We start from the raw sequence: 19,636 nt of genomic DNA, 5'->3' as shown, positions 1-19,636 counted from the left end.
GTGGGAATCCTCGCTTAGTCGGCTTTGCTGGTCTGACGCAGTTCCGGAAAATCCTCTTCCCAGAACTCGAACTCGCCGCGCACGCCGTCCTGCGTGCGCGCGACTTCCTGACGGCGCAAGTCGACGCGGCGAATCTTGCCGGAGATCGTCTTCGGCAATTCCGCGAATTCCAGGCGACGAATGCGCTTGTACGGCGCGAGCCGTTCGCGCGAGAACGCGAACACGCTCTTCGCGAGTTCCGGTCCGATGCTGTAGCCGTGCCGCAGCGTGACGAACGCCTTCGGCACCGACAGACGCAGCGGGTCCGGGCTCGGCACGACAGCCGCCTCCGCAATCGCCTCGTGCTCGATCAGCACGCTTTCCAGTTCGAACGGACTCAGCCGATAGTCCGACGACTTGAACACATCGTCCGCGCGGCCGACGTAGATGTAATAACCGTCCGCCCCGCGCGCGGCGACGTCGGACGTGCGATAGAAGCCGCCGCGCATCGCGTTCTCGGTGGCTTTCGGGTTGTCGGCGTATCCCGTCATCAGGGCGAGCGGCGGCGGATCGAGCGCGAGCGCGATTTCACCCTCCTCCGCCGGATGGCCGTCCGGATCGAGCAGCGCCACGCGATAGCCGGGCAGCGGCCGGCCCATCGAGCCGGGCACGAGCCGCTGTCCCGGCGTGTTGGCGATCTGCGCGGTGGTTTCGGTCTGGCCGTAGCCGTCGCGGATCGGCACGCCCCACGCGGCCTGCACGCGCTCGACCACTTCAGGATTGAGCGGCTCGCCCGCCCCGACGATCTCGCGCAGCTTCACCGCGTACGACGCGAGCGGCTCCTGCACGAGCATCCGCCATACGGTCGGCGGCGCGCACAGCGTGGTGATGTCGTGTTCGACGAGCACGTCGAGCGTGCGCGCGGCATCGAAACGGCTGAAGTTGTGGATGAACACGCAGGCCCGCGCATTCCACGGCGCAAAGAAGCAGCTCCATGCGTGCTTCGCCCATCCCGGCGAGCTGATGTTCCAGTGCACGTCGCCGGGCTGGAGGCCGATCCAGTACATCGTCGAGAGATGGCCGACCGGATAGCTCTGATGCGTATGCGCGACGAGTTTCGGCTTCGAGGTGGTCCCCGAGGTGAAGTACAGCAGATACGGATCGTTCGCGTTCGTTTCGGCATCCGGAACGAATTCCGGCGATGCCTCGTATGCGGTCTCGAAGGCGAGCCAGCCGTTCTGCGCGCCGCCCACGGCGATCCGCAAGCCCGGCACGTCGATGCCGTCGAACTTCGGCGTGTCGGCAGCATCGACGATCACATGCTGCACGCCGCCCAGCGCGATGCGGTCGCGCAGATCGGCGGGCGCAAGCTGCGTGGTCGCCGGCAGGACGATCGCGCCGAGCTTCATCGCGGCGAGCATCGTCTCCCATAGCTCGACGCGGTTCGGCAGCATCAACAAAATGCGTTCGCCGCGCGCCACCTTCAGCGCGCGCAGATGATTCGCGACGCGCGCGGAGCGCTCGCTCATCTGCGCGAACGACAGGCGAATCTCGTCGCCGCCTTCGTTCACGATGTGCAGCGCGGGCGCATGGTTGCCGCGCGCCATCGGATCGAAATAATCGAGTGCCCAGTTGAAGCGATCGAGCGCCGGCCAACGGAAGTCGCGGTATGCGGTGTCGTAGTCGGTGCGGTGCGCAAACAGAAAATCTCGTGCGTCGATGAAAGCCTGGGCCGGGTTCATTGCGTCTCCATAGTTTTTTTCAGGCGCCGGTCAAACGCTCCTCGCGATCACCATGCGCTGCACTTCGCTCGTGCCTTCGTAAATCTGCGTGATGCGCGCATCGCGATAATGGCGCTCCACCGGATAGTCCTGCAGATAGCCGTAACCGCCGTGAATCTGGATCGCGTCGGAGCACACGCGCTCCGCCATTTCCGACGCGAACAGCTTCGCCTGCGATGCCTCCGACAAACACGCGATGCCCTCCGTGCGCATCCGCGCCGCGTGATGCACGAGCAGGCGCGCGGCGTTGATCTGCGTCTGCATGTCGGCGAGCATGTTCGCGACCGACTGATGTTCGTGGATCGGCCGGCCGAACTGCACGCGTTCCCGCGCATAGGCGCGCGCTGCATCGAAAGCCGCGCGCGCGATGCCCAGCGCCTGCGCCGCAATGCCGATGCGTCCGCCCTCCAGATTCGACAACGCGATCTTCAACCCCTCGCCGCGCTTGCCGAGCAGATTGGCGGCGGGAATCGCGCAGTCGTCGAAGGTGATCGGGCACGTGTCGGACGCGCGGATGCCGAGCTTGTGCTCCGGCGCGCCGACGTTGAAGCCCGGCGTGTCGGTCGGCACGATGAACGCCGAGATGCCACGCTTGCCCTGCTCCGGGTCGGTGACGGCGAAGACGATCGCCACGCCCGCGCGTTTGCCGTTGGTCACGAACTGCTTGCTGCCGGACAGCACCCATTTGCCGTCGCGCTCGACCGCGCGCACGCGCAGATTGTTCGCCTCGGAGCCTGCCTGCGGTTCGGTCAGACAAAACGCGCCGATGATCTCGCCGCTCGCGAGCTTCGGCAGCCATTCGGTTTTCTGCGCGTCGGTGCCGTAGGCGAGAATCGGGCCGCAGCCGACGGAGTTGTGCACGCTCATCATCGTCGCGCACGAGGCGCAGCCCGCGGCGATTTCTTCCATCGCGAGCGCGTAGGCGATGTAGTCGCTGAACGTGCCGCCCAGCTCGGCGGGCACGATCATGCCGAGCAGGCCAAGCTCGCCCAGTTGCCGGACGACCGCGTCGGGAATCGCGCCGTCGCGGTCCCACTGGCCCGCGTTCGGCGCGAGTGCTTCGGTCGCGAACTGGCGGGCCGCGTCGCGGATCATGCGCTGTTCTTCGGTGAGGAATGGATCGATCATGTTGGGGCTTCGGTGATTGGGGCTTTGCGATGGCGCGGCGCGCGACATCGATCGGATACACTTTCTGGCCGCCGCCTGGCCGATGTCAGCCCGGCGGACGGGCCGTCTGAGCACGAGTCTAGGCAATCGCCGGGCTCAAGCCGATGCCCAAAACGATCACGCTAACTGAGCGCTTTGGCCACCTAGTGACAACCCCAAGTCCGAAAAGAAAGATCGAGCGCGATTCGATTTCCGTGAGCCTCGTCGATGCGGCGTTGCGCTGCGCCGAGGCGCGAGGGGTCAGGCGCGAGTCCTTGCTGGCTGCCGCGGGCATCGCACCGGCTACGCTCGATTCGCCGCGCGCACGCGTCTCGCCCGTGCAATACGGCAAGCTATGGAACGCGATTGCCGATGCGCTCGACGACGAATTCTTCGGCCAGGACCCGCATCCGATGCGGCGCGGCAGCTTCGTGCTGCTGTGTCACGCGGCGCTTTCGTCGCGCGACGGCGCGCAGGCGCTGGCGCGCATCGCGAGCTTCATGCGCCTCGTGCTCGACGAACTCGGCTTCGAGCCGGAGATCGGCGAAAACCGCGTGCGCATCTGGCTCGACGACAAAGCCGGCCCCAAGCCGATGTTCGCCTACGCGACGGGCTTCATCCTCGTGTACGGCTTGCTGTGCTGGCTCGTCGGACGGCGCATTCCGGTGCTGGCCGCGCATCTGCGCTGTGCCGAGCCCGCCGCGAGCGACGAATACCGCCTCATGTTCTGCGACGACATGCGCTTCGGCGAGCCGCGCTCGTTCGTGGATTTGTCGGCGGGATGCGCGGCGTTGCCGGTCGTGCAGACGCCCGCGACGCTCAGGCGCTTCCTGCGCGACGCGCCGGCGAATTTCATCGTCAAATATCGCAATCCGGACTCGCTCGCGGCGCGCGTCCGCACGCGTCTGCGCCAGACCGCGCCCACCGACTGGCCCGAGGCGGAGAGCATCGCGGCCGCGCTCAACATGGCGGAAGCAACGCTCAGGCGGCGACTGAAACAGGAAGGGCTGACATATCAGGCAATCAAGGACGCGTTGCGGCGCGATCTGGCGATTGCGCGGCTCGCGCATACGCGGGAAACGATCCCGCAGATCGCGGATGCGCTCGGCTTCGCGGAGCCGAGCGCGTTCCGGCGCGCGTTCAGAAAGTGGACGGGCGTGCGCCCCGCGGATTACCGCCGGGAGCCGTGACTGCGCAGCAAGATCGACGCTGCTATATTGAAAGATCCCGCCAACCGGATTACGGAGCGCACCATGACGAAGCCTGGCCGAGACGACCGTTCGAAGCAGGATGCGCCTCACGAGGAGGATTTGCTCGACGAGGCGCTCGATGAAACCTTCCCGGCGAGCGACCCGATTGCCGTGCATCCCGAGCCGAAACCCCGCGACGACGGCAAGAAGAAATAGCCGGCGCAGCCCGCCGGCCGCCCGTGCTATTCGCCGCTTTCGGGCTCGTCCGGGCTCGACAGCAGCATGACGAGCTTTTCCACGTGCTGATGCAGCAGCTTGACGTGCTTGTCGATCTGTTCGATACGGCCCGTCAGGTCGGCCTTCGCGGACTCGCTCATGCGGTCGGAGGCGATCAGGTCGTCGACCTTCGGCTGCATCGACTCGACTTGCAGCAAGCCCAGTTGACGCTCCATACGGCGCAAATCCTGTGACAGCAGATCGCGATTCTTGCGGAACAGCAAATCGCGGCGATTGGCTTCGGCCTGCTGCTGCGCGAAATCGGCCACGCGGCGCGTCGCCTCGGTTTGCGACAGCAACGGCTCCGGCCCGCGCAGCACCGAGCGCTTCGGCTGCGGATGCGCGGTGCCGCGGAACACCGCCATCGGCGTTTCCTCGTCGAGCGCGCGCCGGACGTCGGCCGGGATTTCGTCGGCATCGCGGCGCTCGTCCATCCAATGCGGCGGCAAGCCCGTCACGAGCTCGATCCCGCGCACGAATTCCTCGTTGAAGTCGCGCTGTCCGGCCACGATCAACTTCATGAACGTCGGCGAGAAGTTCATCATGCGCGCGAGTCGCCCCGCGCCGCCCGGCGTACCGACCAGCACGCCGAGATTGGCTCGCCAGACCAGAAACAACGTTTCGTCGAAATCTTCCATGAACAGGCTCCAGGCAGAACGATACTCGTCGTATCGTGCATAGGCATCGCGCACAACGGCTGCGTACGCATGCGTATCCGGTTCCCGATTAATATTGCGCGCCTTTCGCGACGCGCCGTCTACATAACGCATAAAACACCATACTACCGTCATCGGCAAGCGGGGCGGACATCGAGCGACGTCCGCGCACAAAAGATGCGGCGTGGCCGCGACACCGGGGCCGCGATCACGCCGCCGTGTGGCTTACGGTTCGTTGCGCAGATAGCCCTCCTTGCTCGGATCCATCATGCGGAAGGAAACGACGAACGAGATGAAGCACATCACCGTCACATACCAGAAAAACGCGGATTCGCTGCCCACCGACTTCAGCCACAGCGCGACGTATTCCGCCGAGCCGCCGAAAATCGCGTTGGCGACCGCATACGACAGCCCGACGCCCAGCGCGCGCACTTCCGGCGGGAACATTTCCGCCTTGATGAGACCGCTGATCGACGTGTAGAAGCTCACGATCGCAAGCGCGATCACCACCAGCACAAACGCCATGACCGGACTCGTCACGCCGGAAAGCGCGTGCAGCAGCGGCACGGTACCGAGGGTGGCGAGACCGCCGAACCAGAGCATCGACGTGCGGCGGCCGATGCGGTCCGACAGCGCGCCGAACAGCGGCTGCAACAGCATGTACACGAAGAGCGCGCCGGTCATCACGTTACTGGCGGTCTTGGCGTGCATGCCGGCCGTGTTGACCAGATACTTCTGCATGTAGGTCGTGAATGTGTAGAAAATCAGCGAGCCGCCCGCCGTAAAGCCCACCACGGTCATGAACGCGCCCTTGTGCTGCATCAGACCGGCGAGCGTGCCCGCTTCCTTGCGATCTCGCGTCTCGGCGGTCGACGTTTCGTCGAGCGAGCGGCGCAGATACAGCGAAACGAGCGCCGCGCACGCGCCCACGAAAAACGGAATGCGCCAGCCCCAGGCCTTCAGCTCTTCCGTCGACAGAAACATCTGCAGGATCACGAGCACCAGCAGCGCGGCGAGCTGTCCGCCGATCAGCGTCACATACTGGAACGACGCGAAGAAGCCGCGCCGGCCGCGCAGCGCCACTTCGCTCATGTAGGTCGCGCTGGTGCCGTATTCGCCGCCGACCGACAGTCCCTGGAACAGGCGCGCGATCAGCAGCAGGAACGGTGCCCACGCGCCGATCATCGCGTAGGTCGGCAGGAAGGTGATCACGAGCGAGCCGCCGCACATCATGAGGACGGAGATCATCATCGCGTTGCGGCGGCCGTGCTTGTCGGCGATACGGCCGAACAGCCAGCCGCCGATCGGACGCATCAGAAAGCCCGCCGCGAACACGCCCGCGGTATTCAGCAACTGCACGGTCGGATTGCCGCCCGGGAAGAACGCCGCCGAGAAGTACAGCGCGAGAAACGAGTAGATGTAAAAGTCGAACCACTCGACGAGATTGCCCGACGAGGCGCCGACGATCGCGAATACGCGCCGTCGTGTGTCTTCTGCGGAATAAACCGGAATGTCGCTCATGTTGTTTCTGATCTCTGGTCGCTGTCTGGATGATGTATCCGGGGCTCGTGACCCCGGCCGAACGCTCTTGCGGCGTTCGGGCGCAAGTTTATACGACGATCCGGGCACCGGCGCGCGATCCTCCGACCCCGTTTTCAGCCGAAAATGCGCTCGCCGACGCCCGCATGCGACCGGGTCGATTCCCGCTCAGGCTTATGGGAAAAGCCATGCGCTGCGCTTGCCGAGACTTGACGCGCGGCTTTCGGGCTGAAAGGCGCAGCCCGACTTTTACCCATTTTCAGGGATTTCCCTAAAAAGAGACGTTGCTGAGTTTTTATCGATAAAGTCTCGAAATTGACGATCCGCCCACACGAGGACCCGCATGAATCCACAGCCACCGATCGCGCTGGACGCCGCGCTCGCATCGAAATTCGCGCAGGTCGCGCTCGGCCATCTGACGCGCGAATATCCGAACAAACTCGATCACGTGATGGCGAGCGCCGCCGACGTGCAAAGCCCGCGCGCGCTGCATCCGATTTTCTACGGCAGCTTCGACTGGCATTCGTGCGTCCACGGTTACTGGCTGATCGCGCGTCTCTTCGGCCGTTTTGCCGACTTGCCTGAGGGGCCGCGCATTCGCGCCGTGATCGACGAACACTTCACCGAGGCGAACGTCGCAGCCGAAGTCGCGTATCTCCAGCGTCCCGCCGCGCGCGGATTCGAACGACCGTACGGCTGGGCGTGGCTGCTTGCGCTCGCGGGCCAGCTCCATTCGATGCAATCCGACGACGGCGCGCGCTGGGCCCGCACGCTCCAGCCGCTCGCCGATGCGTTCGTCGCGCGCTTCACGGAGTTTTTGCCGAAATCGACTTATCCGCTGCGGGTCGGCACGCACTTCAATATGGCGTTCGCCCTGACGCTGTCGCTCGGATACGCGCGCACGGTGCGGGACGCGGATTTCGAGCGCCTTCTGGTGGACACCGCGCTGCGCTGGTTCGAACGCGACGAAGCCTGCCAGGCGTGGGAACCGGCGGGCGACGAGTTCCTTTCGCCGTCGCTGATGGAAGCGGTTCTGATGCGCCGAGTGCTGCCGGACGGGCGCTTCCCCGGCTGGCTCGACCGCTTTCTCCCGCGACTGGCCGAACGCGCGCCCGCGACGCTCTTCAGGCCCGCCACCGTCACCGATCGCAGCGACGGCAAGCTCGCTCATCTCGACGGCCTGAACCTGAGCCGCGCGTGGTGTCAGCGCACCATCGCGCGGGCGCTGCCGGCGGGCGATGCGCGCATCGCGGTGCTGGACGCCAGCGCGAACGAACATCTGGCTGCGGGTATCGCGCATATCGCGGGCGATTACATGGGCGAGCACTGGCTCGCGACGTTCGCGCTGCTCGCGCTCGAAGCCTGAGCGCGCTCAGACGTGCGGCTGGAACGCGATCACGCCCATGCCGATAAGCGCGATCGCGGCGCCTGCGAGATCCCACGCCGTCGGCCGGATGCGATCGACGGCCCATAGCCAGACGATCGCCACGCCGATATACACACCGCCGTACGCCGCGTAGATGCGTCCGGCGGCGGTGTCGTGAAGTGTCAGCAGCCAGGCGAACAGTGCGAGCGACAGTGCGCCGGGCACGACGAGCCAGGGCGAGCCGCCCGTCTTGAGCCATCGATACGGAAAGTAGCAGCCCGCGATCTCCGCGATGGCCGTGACGACATACAGCGCGAATGTTTTCATGACGCGCATTATCGGCTGCCGGGCGAAGTTGCGCGGCGCGCTTCGCGTCCGGACAATGGCGCCTTTCCCACGATACGAACGAAACGCGCGCACGAACGCGTTCGACCGCTTTGCACAACGCCCCGCAAGACCAAGCGACCGAGGAAACCGAAACCGCGCTGCCCATGCACTGGCATGGGCGCGTGTTGAAGCTTGCGTTTCCGATCGTCCTTGCCAATCTCACGCAGCCGATTCTCGGCGCGGTCGATACGGCCGTCGCCGGTCATCTCGACGGACCGCAGTATCTCGGCGGCGTCGCGCTCGGCGGGCTCGTGTTCAGCTTCGTGTTCTGGGGCTTCGGCTTTTTGCGCATGGGCACGACGGGACTCGTCGCGCAAGCCTTCGGCGCCCGCGACGACCATGCCCTGCGCGCCAGCGTGCTCCGCGCGCTCCTGCTCGCACTCTTGATTGGCGCGGCGGTGCTGGCGCTGCAAGTGCCGATCATCCACTTTGCGCTCGCCGCGCTGGGCGGAAGCGCCGCCGTGCAGAGCACCGCGAGCGCGTATTGCCATGCGCGCATCTGGGCTGCGCCGTTCGCGCTAGGCAATTACGTCGTGCTCGGCTATCTGCTCGGCTGCCAGCGCGTGCGGCTCGCGCTGGTCACGCAGATCGTCATCAATCTGGTGAATATCGTGGCGGTGCTGTTGTTCGTGTATCGCTTCGACTGGGGCATCGCGGGCATCGGCGCGGCGACGGCATTCGCGGATTTCTGCGGCTTGGCGTTCGGTCTCGCGCTGCTGTGGCGTCTGCGTCCGCGCGGCCTGACGCCGCTCGCGCCGCGTGCGCTCTTCGATGCAACCGCGCTCAAGCGTCTCATCGCGATCAATCGCGACATCTTTATCCGCACGATCTGTCTGCTCGGTTCGTATGCGTGGTTCGCGCATCTCGGCGCGCGTCAGGGCGATGCGATCCTCGCCGCCAACGCGGTCCTGCTGAACTTCCAGACCTTCATGTCATTCGGGCTCGACGGTTTCGCGCACGCCGCCGAGGCGCTCGTCGGCGCGGCGGCCGGCGCGCGCGATCGTCATGCGTTCCGGCAGGCCGTGAAGGTCACGCTGTTCTGGTCCGCGATCGGCGCGGCGGGCTTTTCAATTGTCTTCTGGATGAGCGGCGAGTGGATCATCGGCAAGCTGACGGATCAGGCCGTCGTGCATGCGGCGGCGGCGCGCTATTTGCCGTGGGCGTCGATACTGCCGCTCGCGTCGGTTGCGGGCTTTCTGCTCGACGGCGTGTTTATCGGCGCGACGCGCACGCACGAACTCATGAAGGCGATGGCCGTTTCGCTCGCGGTTTTCCTGCTCGCGGCGTGGGCGCTTGCGGGGTCGCTCGGCAATCACGGGCTGTGGCTCGCGCTCACGATCTTCATGGTGACTCGCGGCATCACGCTGGCGGTTCAGGTGCCGGCGATCGAGCGCGCGGCGTGTGGGGGCGAGGTGCGCTGAGTTATTGAGGGCGCTGCTTCAATGTGTCAGCCCCTCCAGCAGCGCCTTATGAAACGCCTGTGGATCCTGCATCTGCGGCGCGTGCCCAAGCTCCGGAAACTCCACCAGCTTCGCCCCTTCGATACGTTCCTTCGCCAGCTTTGCAAGATCCGGATATCGCCCGAGCGTCGGGCGGATATCCGGCGGCGCGAGGTCCTTCCCGATTGCGGTCGTGTCCTTATCGCCGATCAAGAGCAGCGTCGGCACGCGCAACTGTTCGAATTCGTAGACCACCGGCTGCGTATAAATCATGTCGTAAAGCAACGCCGAATTCCACGCCACGACATCCTTGCCCGGCCCGCGATACATCCCGGCGAGCATTTGCACCCACGGTTCGTAATCGGCGCGCCAATGGCCCGCGTAGTACGTGTTCATCTCGTAGCGACGAATGCCGTCGGCGCTCGTCTTCAGCTCGCGCGCGTACCAGTCGTCGACGGAAATCGACGGCACGCCCTTCGCCTTCCAGTCTTCGAGTCCGATCGGATTGACGAGCACGAGTTGCTCCGTTTCGCGCGGGTACATGAGCGCGTAGCGCACGGCGAGCATGCCGCCCGTCGAATGCGCGATGAGCGTCGCGCGCGACACGCCGAGCGCGGTCAGCAACGCGTGCGTGTTGCGCGCGAGTTGCTGGAAGCTGTATTGATAACGCGCGGGCTTGGTCGACTTGCAGAAGCCGATCTGATCCGGCGCGATCACACGATAACCCGCGTCGGTCAGCGTCTCGATGGTCTGCTTCCACGTCGCCGAGCAGAAGTTCTTGCCGTGCAGAAGCACCGCCGTGCGGCCGTTCGGATGCGGCGGATGCACGTCCATGTACGCCATGCGCACGACCTGCCGCTGCGACGTGAGCGCGAACGATGCAACCGGATACGGATAGTCGAAGCCCTGCAATTCAGGACCGTAGGCGGGGCCGTCGTCGTTGCCGGGCTGCGCGGCGGACGCTTCGTCGGCGTGTGCGTGTAACGCGCATGACATCGCGATGCACGACACGAGCGAAAGCATCAACGTTCGGACAATGGACGGCTTGCGGCGCATGGGCTTCATATTCGACGTTCGACGTTAGGGATGACTTCGGCCGACGCATTCTAGCGCGGCCCGATTTCGCACGCGGGCATGCCCTGGCACCGCGACCAGCCCTTATACTTTCGACCCCGCCCGCCGCGCGCGATGCAACGCGGCGGATCGGCTTCACCCACCGCATTGAGCACGGAACATTCCGCACGGACCCATCACGGACCCACACGCATGCAATTTCGCATCAAGGCATTCGCCGCCACGCTGCTCGGCCTCGTCTGCATCAGCGCCGCCGCGAGCGACTGCCCGCAATTCAGCCCGAGCGGGCGCGCACCCGTCGTCGTCAATTCGAAGATGCGCGCGGCGACTCAGGAAATCTGCTACTCCGACTTCGCGCTGCTGCACTCCGGCATCACGCACGGACCGCTCTGGTCGGCCGAGCATCTGACGGCGCAAGGCGTCGACGACGCAAAGAACAACACGCGCACCAATCGCTTTTTCGTCGAGAAGCGGCTGCCGCCCGGCGAAAGCGCGCAACTCGCCGACTACAAGAAGAGCGGTTACGACCGCGGCCACATGAGTCCGGCCGGCGATCGCGGCAGCAAGCAAGGCATGGCCGAATCGTTCTCGCTGGCGAACATCGTGCCGCAGAATCCGTCGAACAATCGGCGCATCTGGTCACGCATCGAGGAAGCAGTGCGCAGGCTGACGGAAGAATCCGGCGAAGCTTACGTCGTCACCGGCCCGCTCTTTTCGGGCAGCCAGTTGCAGACCATCGGCGAATCGCGCGTGATCGTGCCGACGCAGTTGTACAAGGTGGTGTATTTGCCGCAGCGTCAGATCGCCTTTGCCGTCGTCGTGGAAAATACGGCGACCAACACTTACACGATGAAAACCGTCCGCGAGCTCGAAGCCATGAGCGGCCTCGCGTTTCCCGGCATCCCGGACGGACTGAAAGACAAGCGAATCGGAGGACTGAACGGTGTTTAAACCATTTGCAAACGATACCGACGTACTGAACATCGCCGGTGACGCGATCAACATCGTCAACGGCAAGACGCGCGTGACGGTGAGCGGCGACCTGACCATTGCGCGCGACAAGGCCGGACTCGCGAACGCGCTCGCGCTGCATGAGGCGCTCGGCGCGATCGTCGCGAGCCTGCAGGGCGATGCATCGCTGCCCGCGAAGCTGCCCGACGAGCCCGCCGCGCCCACCGGCAGCGCCGACAATCCGTTCATCTGACACCTGACGAACCGCAGCCGATGACACCGCGCGGAGGATCGAAGTGATCGAATGTCATGTCGGCCCGAGTCCGCTCGGGCCCATCTTGTATCGCGCCGAGAACGACGCGCTGACGGGCTTGTTTTTCGTCGGACAGAAGCACTTCCCGAAGGACATGCGCGAGCCTGCGCTGTCGGAAACCGCGCCGGTGTCGCGCGCGATTGCCTCGGCGCGCGATCAGATCGACGAATACTTCGCCGGCGGGCGCACGGCGTTTTCCGTCGAGTTGCGGCTCGACGGCACCGAGTTTCAACGGCGCGTCTGGGCGCTTTTGCGGCAGATCCCTTTCGGCGATGCCTGGACGTACGGCGATATAGCACGCCGGCTCGGCTTGCCGCCCGGCGCATCGCGCGCGGTCGGCGGCGCGAACGGGCGTAATCCGGTAGCGATCATCGTGCCGTGCCATCGCGTGATCGGCGGCGACGGCGATCTGACCGGCTACGCGGGCGGCGTGGACCGCAAGCAGCATCTGCTCACGCTCGAAGGCGGTCCGGGACGGGAGCAACTCGCGCTGTTTTGACTGACGCGCCGCGACGCTACTTCGCGGGCGATGGAACATCGCTGTCGGTCTGCTTCTGCAACTCCTGCACACGCAGTTGCAACGCCCGCAATTGCGCCTGCGCGGCGGCTTGCCCCGTGCGCAGTTCACGAATCGCGTTCTGCTGTTCCTGCTGATAACTCGCCACCTGACCCTGCTGCGTGCGGGCAACATCGAGATCCGCCTGCAGCCGGTTAGCGCGATCCTGCTGCGCCGCGATCTGCTTTTCGGCGTAGGCCATTTCCGCTTCCAGTTTGACGCGCCGGATTTCCGCATCGGCGAGTGTCACGGTGGATTTCGAGAAATCGGCATAGACCGCTTCAGCGCGCACGTCGTTTTGCGTCTTGGATACGCGCCAGAATTTACTCTGCTGAAACAACGCGACGTAATAAAGCATCATCTCGGGATAATACGAGAGCGTCGCGCCATAACTGCCGTTGAGCGTTCTGCGCATTTCCGTGATTTTGCCCGCGGCAATCAGCGCCTCGAGTTCCGCGACGTCGCCATTGCCCGCGGCGGAATCGTCCGGTTTAACGATCGGCGGCGATGGCGATGGCGACGCCGCGCGGGAATCGCCCGCGGCGCGAGCCTGGGTAAGCGGCGCCAGCACAGCGGCCGCGATCAACGCGATTTCTGCAATTGAATGGCGCTTCATTGCGATTATCCGTAACGGCACAGTATGTCGCCCGGATTGGATTATGACTTTCGCGCGCCGTCAATTCCAGACTTTCGAATGATTTATCCGAAAGTAATACCCGCCCGCGATTTTCAGATCGTCACGCGGCGTTTGAAACGATTCTCGAGGGAGGCGGATTCGCTTGCGCTGGGCGCGATTTCGCGCGGCTTGATGATATTCATATCCGACGTATCGCCGGGCATATGCGAAAAAATGCCGGTGTCCGCCTGAAACTCGAATGGCGCGGCAGAAAGAATGCGCGGATCGGGCAGCGGTTCGTCGGCCCGGGCCGAAGTCGAGACGGCGGAGAAAACGAGATAGAGGCAGGCAGCAAGCGCGAACACGCGCGGCTTCGAATTTGAATAGTGCATGGCGATGAACAGGCAATGAGCGGCGCAAAGCGTCGGGATGAGCAGCCGCGAACCCGCAAACCACGCCGTCGCACTGCAAGTACGTTATTTCAACAGCGGCCAAGGGTGTTGAACATGGGACGGTTCTCAAACTCGTCTTGTGTCCGCTGCGGTTTTCCGCGCATCAGGCCGGGCGGGCGCAATAAATGCGAAGGAGGAACATTCGCTCGTGCGTGCGGATACATTCCGACGCACCCGGAATCGCGACGGGACAGACCGCACATCTGCGACAAGCCCGTGGCGGGCGGACGGAAAGGCATCGCAGCGGACACAGCTTGACCATAGTCAGCCATAATTCGCGTTCGCCAGACGCCGGTCCGCCAAGTAAAAACGAAAATGCCATGATTCAAGACGACAACCTATCGAGCGATCCTTCCAGGCAACCCGCCGCCAACGACGGCAACGTCACGACCGGCGTCACGGGCCTGGATGACATCCTGGGCGGCGGCTTCGTCGAAGGCGGCCTGTATCTGATCGAAGGCATGGCGGGCGCGGGCAAGACGATCCTGTCCTCGCAAATCGGCTTTCACCGTGTGAACCAGGGCGACATGGTTCTGTACATCACGCTGATCGCCGAGTCGCACACCAAGCTGCTTTCGCATCTGAGGGCCCTGTCGTTCTACAACGACGACGCGATCTCGGATCGCATGCTGTTCGTTTCGGGCTATCACGAACTGATGCGCGACGGCCTCTCCGGCTTTCTCGCGCTGATCGCCGCGACGATCAAGACGAGCCGCCCGCGCTTCATGGTGATCGACGGTTTTCGCAGCGCCCGCGAGTTCAGCTCGACGGAACTCGAACTCTCGCAATTCATCCACGAACTCTCGGCGTTTGTGAGCGCGGCGCGCTGCACGACGCTGATCCTCGCGCCGCTTTCGGGCAACGAGCCGCATCCCGAGCACACGCTCGTCGACGGTCTCATCGAACTGAACCGCTACAACACGGGCATGCGGCGCGCCCGTGAAATCGAAGTCCACAAGCTGCGCGCACGCGATCATCTGCTGGGCAAGCACTTCTTCAAGATCACCGAAGACGGGCTCGTGACGTTTCCGCGCATCGAGTCCTCGGCGGCGCGCGAACAGGACATGCCCGACTTTTCGAGCCGCCTCTCCTTCGGTTTCGCCGACTTCGATCAGATGCTGGGCGGCGGCGTCGTGCGCGGCTCGACCACGACGCTTGTCGGGCCCTCGGGCGTCGGCAAGACGCTGCTGTCGCTCAAGTTCCTGCAGGCGGGCGCCGAGCGCGGCGAGCGCTGCGTCTATTTCGGCTTCTATGAATCGCCGGAGCGGCTGATCGCCAAGGCGCAGTCGGTCGGCATCGATCTCGCGTCGGCCGTGCAGGACGGACGCCTCACGGTCCACTGGCATCCCGCCGTCGAGCTGGCCATCGACGAACTCGCGGTCGAGCTGGTCAACGCGGTGCGGCGCTCGAAGGCGTCGCGTCTCGTCGTCGACGGCGTCGATGGCTTTCTGCAGTCCGCGAACCGTACCGAGCGCTTCGGGCTTTTCCTCAACGCGTTGTCGCACCGCCTGCGCGAAGCCGGCGTGACCACCATCCTGACCGAGGAAATGCCGCTCTTCGGCGATGCCGCGCCGCCCGCCACGCTGCGCGCCTCCGCGATGACCGAAAATATCGTGTTCATGCGCTATGTCGAGGCGAACTCGTCGCTGTACCGGATGGTGTCGATCGTGAAGCAGCGCGAAGGCGCGCATGATTCGAGTATTCGCAGGCTCACCATCGACGCGCGCGGCCTGCATATCAGCGAAGGCTTTATCGGACCGACGGGTCTGTTGTCCGGGCATCCGTCGATTGCGCCCGCGCTCTCTGTGTCGGACCCCGGCGCGCGCCAATGAAAAAAATTCTCGTCGTCGACGACGAATTCGACATTCTGACTACGTGGCGGCTCGTGCTCGAAATGGAGGGCTACGAGGTCACGACCGCGTCCAACGGGCGCAGCGCCCTCGACGCCGCGCGCGCAAGCCCGCCCGCGCTCGTCATCACGGACTGGATGATGCCGCACATGGACGGCGTCGAGCTGATCCGCACGCTCGCCGCCAGCGACGGGCTCGCGCAGGTGCCCGTAATCCTCATGAGCGCGGCCGCCAACGCGCCGTCGCTCGAGCATCCGCACGCGCAGTTCCGCAGAAAGCCGGTTTCGATCGACGATCTGCTGGAGACGGTCGAACGGCTGATCGGCCGGGCATGACCGTCACTGTCGAACGAGCCTGGGCACGAAGCGTGCTGATGTAGAGCGTTCCGGCGTAAGCGGATTTACACGGATTCCACACATACAGCTCAACCGAAACGGGAGGCACCATGGTGCAGGATCAATTGGAAGGCGCGGCGCAAAAAGTGGCCGGCAAGGTGCAGGACGCGGTCGGCACGCTGACGGGCGATGATCAGTTGCAGGCAGAAGGCAAGGTGCGCGAAGCCTTCGGCTCGCTCCAGCAGAGCTATGGGCAGACGGTCGACAATGTGCGCACGGCAGTCGCAAGCCAGCCGATTCAGGGCGTGCTGATCGCTGCGGCGGTCGGCTTCGTGCTCGGCGCGCTGTGGAATCGCGATCGTTGATCCGGTTCACGCCGTAAGCATTAAGGTTCGAAGACGAAGCCGGCGCGGGACACGCGCCGGCTTCGTCGTTTTTACGGCGCCTGACGCACGAGGCGCGCAAACGGCGAAGACTGCACGCAGCCAATCGCCAGCGCGATGCACGCGACGACGAGCGCGCCGTCGCTCGCCGCCGTGAGCGCCAGCCCGCACGCGGCCGCGCCGCTCAGGATGCTCGCGACCGGCGCCGCAGCCGCACCGCCCAACGCCAGCGACAAATGTGCGCCGATGAGCGCGACCATCGCGATGACCGCCAGCACGGCGAGCGCACCCGGTGCGGCGCCCAAGCCGTATGCGAGCGCCGCGCAGGCGCCGGCGGCCGCAAGATGCAGCGCGCTTTGCTGCTGCGGTACCGTGCCTTTGAAGCGGACGTCGGCGAAACAAAGGCAAGCCGCGACCGCGCCGCCCGCGAATACGGCCAGCACGCCGTTCGAACGAAGCGCGTCCGGCAGCAACCAGGCGATGAACGCCAGCGTGACCAGCAACGATTGCATCGAAGCGGCGACGCCCGACGCAGTGCGCATCGGCCGAACGAACAAAACGCCGGCGCATGCCGCGAGCAGGATGGCGGCGTCAATCGAAGCGCCGCCGAGCAGGCAAGCCGCGACGACAGCCGCGCCGGCCTGCCACACCGCACGCGTGCGCGTCGGCGCGCCCGCCGACAGCGCCGCGAACACGCAGAGCGCGCCGGCCAGAGCGTCGGGCATGCGTCGCTCCTTCAGGCGGCCAGCACGTTCGACAACGTGCCGATGCCCGCGATCGACACATCCACGCGCGCGCCGTCCTTGATCGAGCCGACGCCGATCGACGTGCCGCACGCGATCACATCGCCGGGTACGAGCGTCATGTCGTGCGAAATCAGGCTCACCTGCTCGGCGGGCGAGAAGATCATGTCGTCGAGCGGATAGTTCTGGCGTTCGACGCCTTCGAGCGCCGTGACGACGTGCGCGGTGCGCCAGTCGAAGCCGTTGCCCGGCGTGACGATCGCCGGTCCGAGACAGGTGAAGGTGTCGAAGCCCTTCGAGCGGCACCACTGCGCGAAGTTGGGATCTTCCTGCAGAAGCTCGATCGCGGTGACATCGTTCACGCAGGTGTAGCCGAAGATCGCGGCTTCCGCCTCCTCGACCGATGCGCCGCTCACCGTCTTGCCGATCACAATGCCCAGCTCGCCCTCATACGCGATCTTGCCTTGATAGCTCTTCGGCCGGCGAATGTCCTCGCCCGGCCCGATCACCGACATCGGCGGCTTGATCAGAAACAGCGGATGCTGCGGCGGCGCCTTGTCGAGCTTCTGCGACAGCGCGTAGTAGTTGTTCCACAACGCGATGACCTTGCTCGGCTGACAGGGCGCCAGCAGCGCGAGATCATCGGCGGCGTAGGAAATGTCGGTCGGGCGCGGGCGCTCGAACATGGCGCCGTCGTGTTGCACGACGCGGCCCGAGTGCTGATCGAGCGTGCCGAAGCCGATGTTGCCGTCGGCATCGCGAAAACGAATCCAGGTGGTCAAGTCAGTATCCTCTCAAGCGTTGTAATAGGGCGCGGACTTGCGTGGTCCGCGCCCTCGTCCCCTCCTCCCTACTCCTTGAATCGGCCCTGCCTTGCGCGCCCGCTTCCGTTTCTCATGGGCGTGCCGGTCCCGCGCCGCCTTCTCGCGAAGACGGCGGCAGTCAGAGCAACGACATGCAAACTGCTAGATCGCGCCGAGGCTTTTCAGCGTGGCGATCTGGTCGGGCGAATAGCCGAGTTCGGCCATGACTTCATCCGTATGCTCGCCGAGCAGCGGCGAGCGAGCGACTTCGGTCGGGCTGTCGGACAGCTTGATCGGATTGCCGACCGTCAGATACTTGCCGCGCACCGGATGATCCACTTCGACGATCGTCCCCGTCTTGCGCAGCGACTGGTCTTCGGCGATTTCCTTCATCGACAGAATCGGGCCGCACGGAATGTCGTGCTTGTTGAGGATTTCCATGGCCTGGAACTTGGTCTTGGACATCGTCCAGCGTTCAATCTCGGCGAAGATGTCCTTCAGATGCGGCAGCCGCGCGTTCGGCGTCTTGTAGTCCGGATGATCGATCCATTCCTCGCGGCCGATCACCTTGCAAATTGCGCCCCACACCGGCGCTTGCGTGATGAAGTAGATGTACGCGTTCGGATCGGTTTCCCAGCCCTTGCACTTCAAAATCCAGCCCGGCTGGCCGCCGCCCGACGCGTTGCCCGCGCGCGGCACCGCTTCGCCGAACGTGCCGTTCGGATACTGCGGATATTCCTTCATCACGCCGGTGCGTTCGAGGCGCTGCTGATCGCGCAGCTTCACGCGGCAGAGGTTGAGCACGCCGTCCTGCATCGCGGCGAGCACTTTCTGGCCGCGTCCGCTCGTGTTGCGCTGATATAGCGCCGTGACGATGCCGAGCGCGAGATGCAGGCCCGTACCCGAATCGCCGATCTGCGCGCCGGAGACGACCGGCGGGCCGTCGTCGAAACCGGTGGTCGATGCCGCGCCGCCCGCGCACTGCGCGACGTTCTCGTAGACTTTGCAGTCTTCGTACGGCCCGGGCCCGAAGCCCTTGACGGAGGCCACGATCATGCGCGGATTCAGTTCCTGGATGCGCTCCCACGTGAAGCCCATGCGATCGAGCGCGCCCGGTGCGAAGTTTTCGACGAGCACGTCGCACTTCTTCACGAGCGTCTCGAGCACTTTCTTGCCTTCGGGATTCTTCGTGTCGATGGTGATCGAGCGTTTGTTGTGGTTGAGCATCGTGAAGTAGAGGCTGTCCGCGTCGGGGATATCGCGCAGTTGCTCCCGCGTGATGTCGCCCGCGCCGGCGCGCTCGACCTTGATCACGTCCGCGCCGAACCACGCGAGCAGCTGCGTGCAGGTCGGTCCCGACTGAACGTGCGTGAAATCCAGAATGCGCACACCGTCCAGCGCCTTGCCCGAAGTGTTCACCGTCATGACTTGTCTCCAATCTCTTGCGACGTTTATAAGTTCGACGTTTATGGGTACAGCGTCTGCGCCATCGTGCCGTGCACGTCGACGCCGGGACGTCACGATTCGTCCCGTTGGTTGTGATATACAATATTCCACACACAGTATTAGTCAACAGTCAGCCGATCGGCGAAAACCCTGTGACGCACTGCAATATCTTCTCAACGTTCCTATCGACAACGCTCTCGGCAATTCTCAAGTTGCAACGCAACAATCGTCATTGTTCTGTCATCTCCTTTAAGTACCTGTTTCATAACGCGATTTAGCGCGCCGAAAGTTTTTTGGCGCGGTGAAATCTGATATACAGTATTTCACCGCGCCACTCGGGATGCAATTCCGGTTC

The 19,636-nt window shown here is 64.5% G+C and carries 21 protein-coding genes; 10 read left to right on the top strand and 11 right to left on the bottom strand.

Going from position 1 to position 19,636, the window contains the following annotated elements; genetic code table 11:
• Nucleotides 1–14 precede the first annotated feature (14 nt).
• Both BRPE64_RS15345 and BRPE64_RS15340 read right to left on the bottom strand, forming a co-directional pair.
• Entirely contained in the window at nt 15–1,721 is a 1,707-nt protein-coding gene (locus BRPE64_RS15345) for an AMP-binding protein (protein WP_016354365.1), read from the bottom strand.
• 30 nt (nt 1,722–1,751) lie between these two features.
• Complete coding sequence (locus BRPE64_RS15340; RefSeq protein WP_044042672.1) at nt 1,752–2,885, bottom strand: acyl-CoA dehydrogenase family protein; 1,134 nt, start codon at nt 2,883–2,885, stop codon at nt 1,752–1,754.
• Between the two features lie 146 nt (nt 2,886–3,031).
• On the opposite strand from BRPE64_RS15340, the gene BRPE64_RS15335 reads away from it, so the two are divergent.
• On the top strand, nt 3,032–4,096 hold the full coding sequence (locus BRPE64_RS15335; protein ID WP_084675764.1) for an AraC family transcriptional regulator: 1,065 nt from the start codon (nt 3,032–3,034) through the stop codon (nt 4,094–4,096).
• A gap of 63 nt (nt 4,097–4,159) precedes the next feature.
• Nucleotides 4,160–4,312 carry a hypothetical protein gene (locus BRPE64_RS33435; RefSeq protein ID WP_016354361.1) on the top strand — a complete coding sequence of 51 codons (153 nt, stop codon included), beginning with the start codon at nt 4,160–4,162 and terminating at the stop codon, nt 4,310–4,312.
• Nucleotides 4,313–4,338: 26 nt separating this feature from the next.
• On the opposite strand, the gene BRPE64_RS15330 is transcribed toward BRPE64_RS33435, so the two are convergent.
• Complete coding sequence (locus BRPE64_RS15330) at nt 4,339–5,010, bottom strand: hypothetical protein (RefSeq protein ID WP_044042273.1); 672 nt, start codon at nt 5,008–5,010, stop codon at nt 4,339–4,341.
• A gap of 243 nt (nt 5,011–5,253) precedes the next feature.
• Nucleotides 5,254–6,549, bottom strand: a complete 1,296-nt coding sequence (locus tag BRPE64_RS15325; RefSeq protein ID WP_016354359.1) for an MFS family transporter — start codon at nt 6,547–6,549, stop codon at nt 5,254–5,256.
• Nucleotides 6,550–6,910: 361 nt separating this feature from the next.
• Here BRPE64_RS15325 and BRPE64_RS15320 point away from each other — a divergent pair, with 361 nt between their 5' ends.
• Nucleotides 6,911–7,933 carry a DUF2891 domain-containing protein gene (locus BRPE64_RS15320; RefSeq protein WP_016354358.1) on the top strand — a complete coding sequence of 341 codons (1,023 nt, stop codon included), beginning with the start codon at nt 6,911–6,913 and terminating at the stop codon, nt 7,931–7,933.
• A 6-nt stretch (nt 7,934–7,939) separates the two neighbouring features.
• Here BRPE64_RS15320 and BRPE64_RS15315 read toward each other — a convergent pair whose 3' ends face one another.
• Nucleotides 7,940–8,260, bottom strand: coding sequence for a YnfA family protein (locus tag BRPE64_RS15315; RefSeq protein WP_044042671.1), 321 nt, complete (start codon nt 8,258–8,260; stop codon nt 7,940–7,942).
• A gap of 164 nt (nt 8,261–8,424) precedes the next feature.
• On the opposite strand from BRPE64_RS15315, the gene BRPE64_RS15310 reads away from it, so the two are divergent.
• Nucleotides 8,425–9,741 (top strand): MATE family efflux transporter, encoded by a 1,317-nt coding sequence (locus tag BRPE64_RS15310; RefSeq protein WP_044042670.1) that lies wholly within the window; start codon nt 8,425–8,427, stop codon nt 9,739–9,741.
• Nucleotides 9,742–9,759: 18 nt separating this feature from the next.
• Here BRPE64_RS15310 and BRPE64_RS15305 read toward each other — a convergent pair whose 3' ends face one another.
• Nucleotides 9,760–10,782 (bottom strand): alpha/beta fold hydrolase, encoded by a 1,023-nt coding sequence (locus BRPE64_RS15305; protein WP_044042669.1) that lies wholly within the window; start codon nt 10,780–10,782, stop codon nt 9,760–9,762.
• Between the two features lie 243 nt (nt 10,783–11,025).
• Between BRPE64_RS15305 and BRPE64_RS15300 the strand changes: the two genes are divergently transcribed.
• Genes BRPE64_RS15300 through BRPE64_RS15290 form a run of 3 tightly spaced genes read left to right on the top strand, consistent with a single transcriptional unit; the run spans nt 11,026 to nt 12,596 of the window.
• A complete protein-coding gene (locus BRPE64_RS15300) occupies nt 11,026–11,784 on the top strand; it encodes a DNA/RNA non-specific endonuclease (RefSeq protein ID WP_016354353.1) in 759 nt (252 codons plus the stop codon).
• A complete protein-coding gene (locus tag BRPE64_RS15295; protein WP_016354352.1) occupies nt 11,777–12,037 on the top strand; it encodes a hypothetical protein in 261 nt (86 codons plus the stop codon). The genes BRPE64_RS15300 and BRPE64_RS15295 overlap by 8 nt, the downstream gene beginning before the upstream one ends.
• Before the next feature lie 43 nt (nt 12,038–12,080).
• Nucleotides 12,081–12,596 (top strand): methylated-DNA--[protein]-cysteine S-methyltransferase, encoded by a 516-nt coding sequence (locus BRPE64_RS15290; protein WP_016354351.1) that lies wholly within the window; start codon nt 12,081–12,083, stop codon nt 12,594–12,596.
• A 16-nt stretch (nt 12,597–12,612) separates the two neighbouring features.
• Here BRPE64_RS15290 and BRPE64_RS15285 read toward each other — a convergent pair whose 3' ends face one another.
• Both BRPE64_RS15285 and BRPE64_RS15280 read right to left on the bottom strand, forming a co-directional pair.
• A complete protein-coding gene (locus BRPE64_RS15285; RefSeq protein WP_016354350.1) occupies nt 12,613–13,269 on the bottom strand; it encodes a DUF2968 domain-containing protein in 657 nt (218 codons plus the stop codon).
• Nucleotides 13,270–13,382: 113 nt separating this feature from the next.
• Entirely contained in the window at nt 13,383–13,661 is a 279-nt protein-coding gene (locus BRPE64_RS15280) for a hypothetical protein (protein WP_016354349.1), read from the bottom strand.
• Nucleotides 13,662–14,041: 380 nt separating this feature from the next.
• Between BRPE64_RS15280 and BRPE64_RS15275 the strand changes: the two genes are divergently transcribed.
• The 3 genes from BRPE64_RS15275 to BRPE64_RS15265 all read left to right on the top strand — a co-directional run bounded on the left by BRPE64_RS15275 (nt 14,042) and on the right by BRPE64_RS15265 (nt 16,271).
• Entirely contained in the window at nt 14,042–15,553 is a 1,512-nt protein-coding gene (locus BRPE64_RS15275) for an ATPase domain-containing protein (RefSeq protein WP_016354348.1), read from the top strand.
• Nucleotides 15,550–15,906, top strand: a complete 357-nt coding sequence (locus BRPE64_RS15270) for a response regulator (protein WP_016354347.1) — start codon at nt 15,550–15,552, stop codon at nt 15,904–15,906. The genes BRPE64_RS15275 and BRPE64_RS15270 overlap by 4 nt, the downstream gene beginning before the upstream one ends.
• Nucleotides 15,907–16,016: 110 nt before the next feature.
• Nucleotides 16,017–16,271 carry a CsbD family protein gene (locus tag BRPE64_RS15265; protein WP_016354346.1) on the top strand — a complete coding sequence of 85 codons (255 nt, stop codon included), beginning with the start codon at nt 16,017–16,019 and terminating at the stop codon, nt 16,269–16,271.
• Nucleotides 16,272–16,342: 71 nt separating this feature from the next.
• Here BRPE64_RS15265 and BRPE64_RS15260 read toward each other — a convergent pair whose 3' ends face one another.
• The 3 genes from BRPE64_RS15260 to frc all read right to left on the bottom strand — a co-directional run bounded on the left by BRPE64_RS15260 (nt 16,343) and on the right by frc (nt 19,260).
• Nucleotides 16,343–17,014, bottom strand: coding sequence for a hypothetical protein (locus BRPE64_RS15260; RefSeq protein ID WP_016354345.1), 672 nt, complete (start codon nt 17,012–17,014; stop codon nt 16,343–16,345).
• 11 nt (nt 17,015–17,025) lie between these two features.
• A complete protein-coding gene (locus tag BRPE64_RS15255) occupies nt 17,026–17,814 on the bottom strand; it encodes a fumarylacetoacetate hydrolase family protein (RefSeq protein ID WP_016354344.1) in 789 nt (262 codons plus the stop codon).
• 183 nt (nt 17,815–17,997) lie between these two features.
• Entirely contained in the window at nt 17,998–19,260 is a 1,263-nt protein-coding gene (frc, locus tag BRPE64_RS15250) for a formyl-CoA transferase (RefSeq protein ID WP_016354343.1), read from the bottom strand.
• Between the last annotated feature and the right edge of the window lie 376 nt (nt 19,261–19,636).

The organism is Caballeronia insecticola (assembly GCF_000402035.1).
In the GTDB taxonomy this organism is placed as follows: Bacteria; Pseudomonadota; Gammaproteobacteria; order Burkholderiales; family Burkholderiaceae; genus Caballeronia; species Caballeronia insecticola.
The sequence above is the reverse complement of the archived record's forward strand: the minus strand, read 5'-3'. Positions and strand labels throughout refer to the sequence as shown.

What these genes read in the sequence shown, in the direction of transcription:
- BRPE64_RS15345 (WP_016354365.1), bottom strand. Translation starts at nt 1,721, where the DNA reads ATGAACCCGGCCCAGGCTTTCATCGACGCACGAGATTTTCTGTTTGCG.
- BRPE64_RS15335 (WP_084675764.1), top strand. Translation starts at nt 3,032, where the DNA reads ATGCCCAAAACGATCACGCTAACTGAGCGCTTTGGCCACCTAGTGACA.
- BRPE64_RS33435 (WP_016354361.1), top strand. Translation starts at nt 4,160, where the DNA reads ATGACGAAGCCTGGCCGAGACGACCGTTCGAAGCAGGATGCGCCTCAC.
- BRPE64_RS15330 (WP_044042273.1), bottom strand. Translation starts at nt 5,010, where the DNA reads ATGGAAGATTTCGACGAAACGTTGTTTCTGGTCTGGCGAGCCAATCTC.
- BRPE64_RS15325 (WP_016354359.1), bottom strand. Translation starts at nt 6,549, where the DNA reads ATGAGCGACATTCCGGTTTATTCCGCAGAAGACACACGACGGCGCGTA.
- BRPE64_RS15320 (WP_016354358.1), top strand. Translation starts at nt 6,911, where the DNA reads ATGAATCCACAGCCACCGATCGCGCTGGACGCCGCGCTCGCATCGAAA.
- BRPE64_RS15315 (WP_044042671.1), bottom strand. Translation starts at nt 8,260, where the DNA reads ATGAAAACATTCGCGCTGTATGTCGTCACGGCCATCGCGGAGATCGCG.
- BRPE64_RS15310 (WP_044042670.1), top strand. Translation starts at nt 8,425, where the DNA reads ATGCACTGGCATGGGCGCGTGTTGAAGCTTGCGTTTCCGATCGTCCTT.
- BRPE64_RS15305 (WP_044042669.1), bottom strand. Translation starts at nt 10,782, where the DNA reads ATGCTTTCGCTCGTGTCGTGCATCGCGATGTCATGCGCGTTACACGCA.
- BRPE64_RS15300 (WP_016354353.1), top strand. Translation starts at nt 11,026, where the DNA reads ATGCAATTTCGCATCAAGGCATTCGCCGCCACGCTGCTCGGCCTCGTC.
- BRPE64_RS15285 (WP_016354350.1), bottom strand. Translation starts at nt 13,269, where the DNA reads ATGAAGCGCCATTCAATTGCAGAAATCGCGTTGATCGCGGCCGCTGTG.
- BRPE64_RS15280 (WP_016354349.1), bottom strand. Translation starts at nt 13,661, where the DNA reads ATGCACTATTCAAATTCGAAGCCGCGCGTGTTCGCGCTTGCTGCCTGC.
- BRPE64_RS15275 (WP_016354348.1), top strand. Translation starts at nt 14,042, where the DNA reads ATGATTCAAGACGACAACCTATCGAGCGATCCTTCCAGGCAACCCGCC.
- BRPE64_RS15270 (WP_016354347.1), top strand. Translation starts at nt 15,550, where the DNA reads ATGAAAAAAATTCTCGTCGTCGACGACGAATTCGACATTCTGACTACG.
- BRPE64_RS15265 (WP_016354346.1), top strand. Translation starts at nt 16,017, where the DNA reads ATGGTGCAGGATCAATTGGAAGGCGCGGCGCAAAAAGTGGCCGGCAAG.
- BRPE64_RS15260 (WP_016354345.1), bottom strand. Translation starts at nt 17,014, where the DNA reads ATGCCCGACGCTCTGGCCGGCGCGCTCTGCGTGTTCGCGGCGCTGTCG.
- frc (WP_016354343.1), bottom strand. Translation starts at nt 19,260, where the DNA reads ATGACGGTGAACACTTCGGGCAAGGCGCTGGACGGTGTGCGCATTCTG.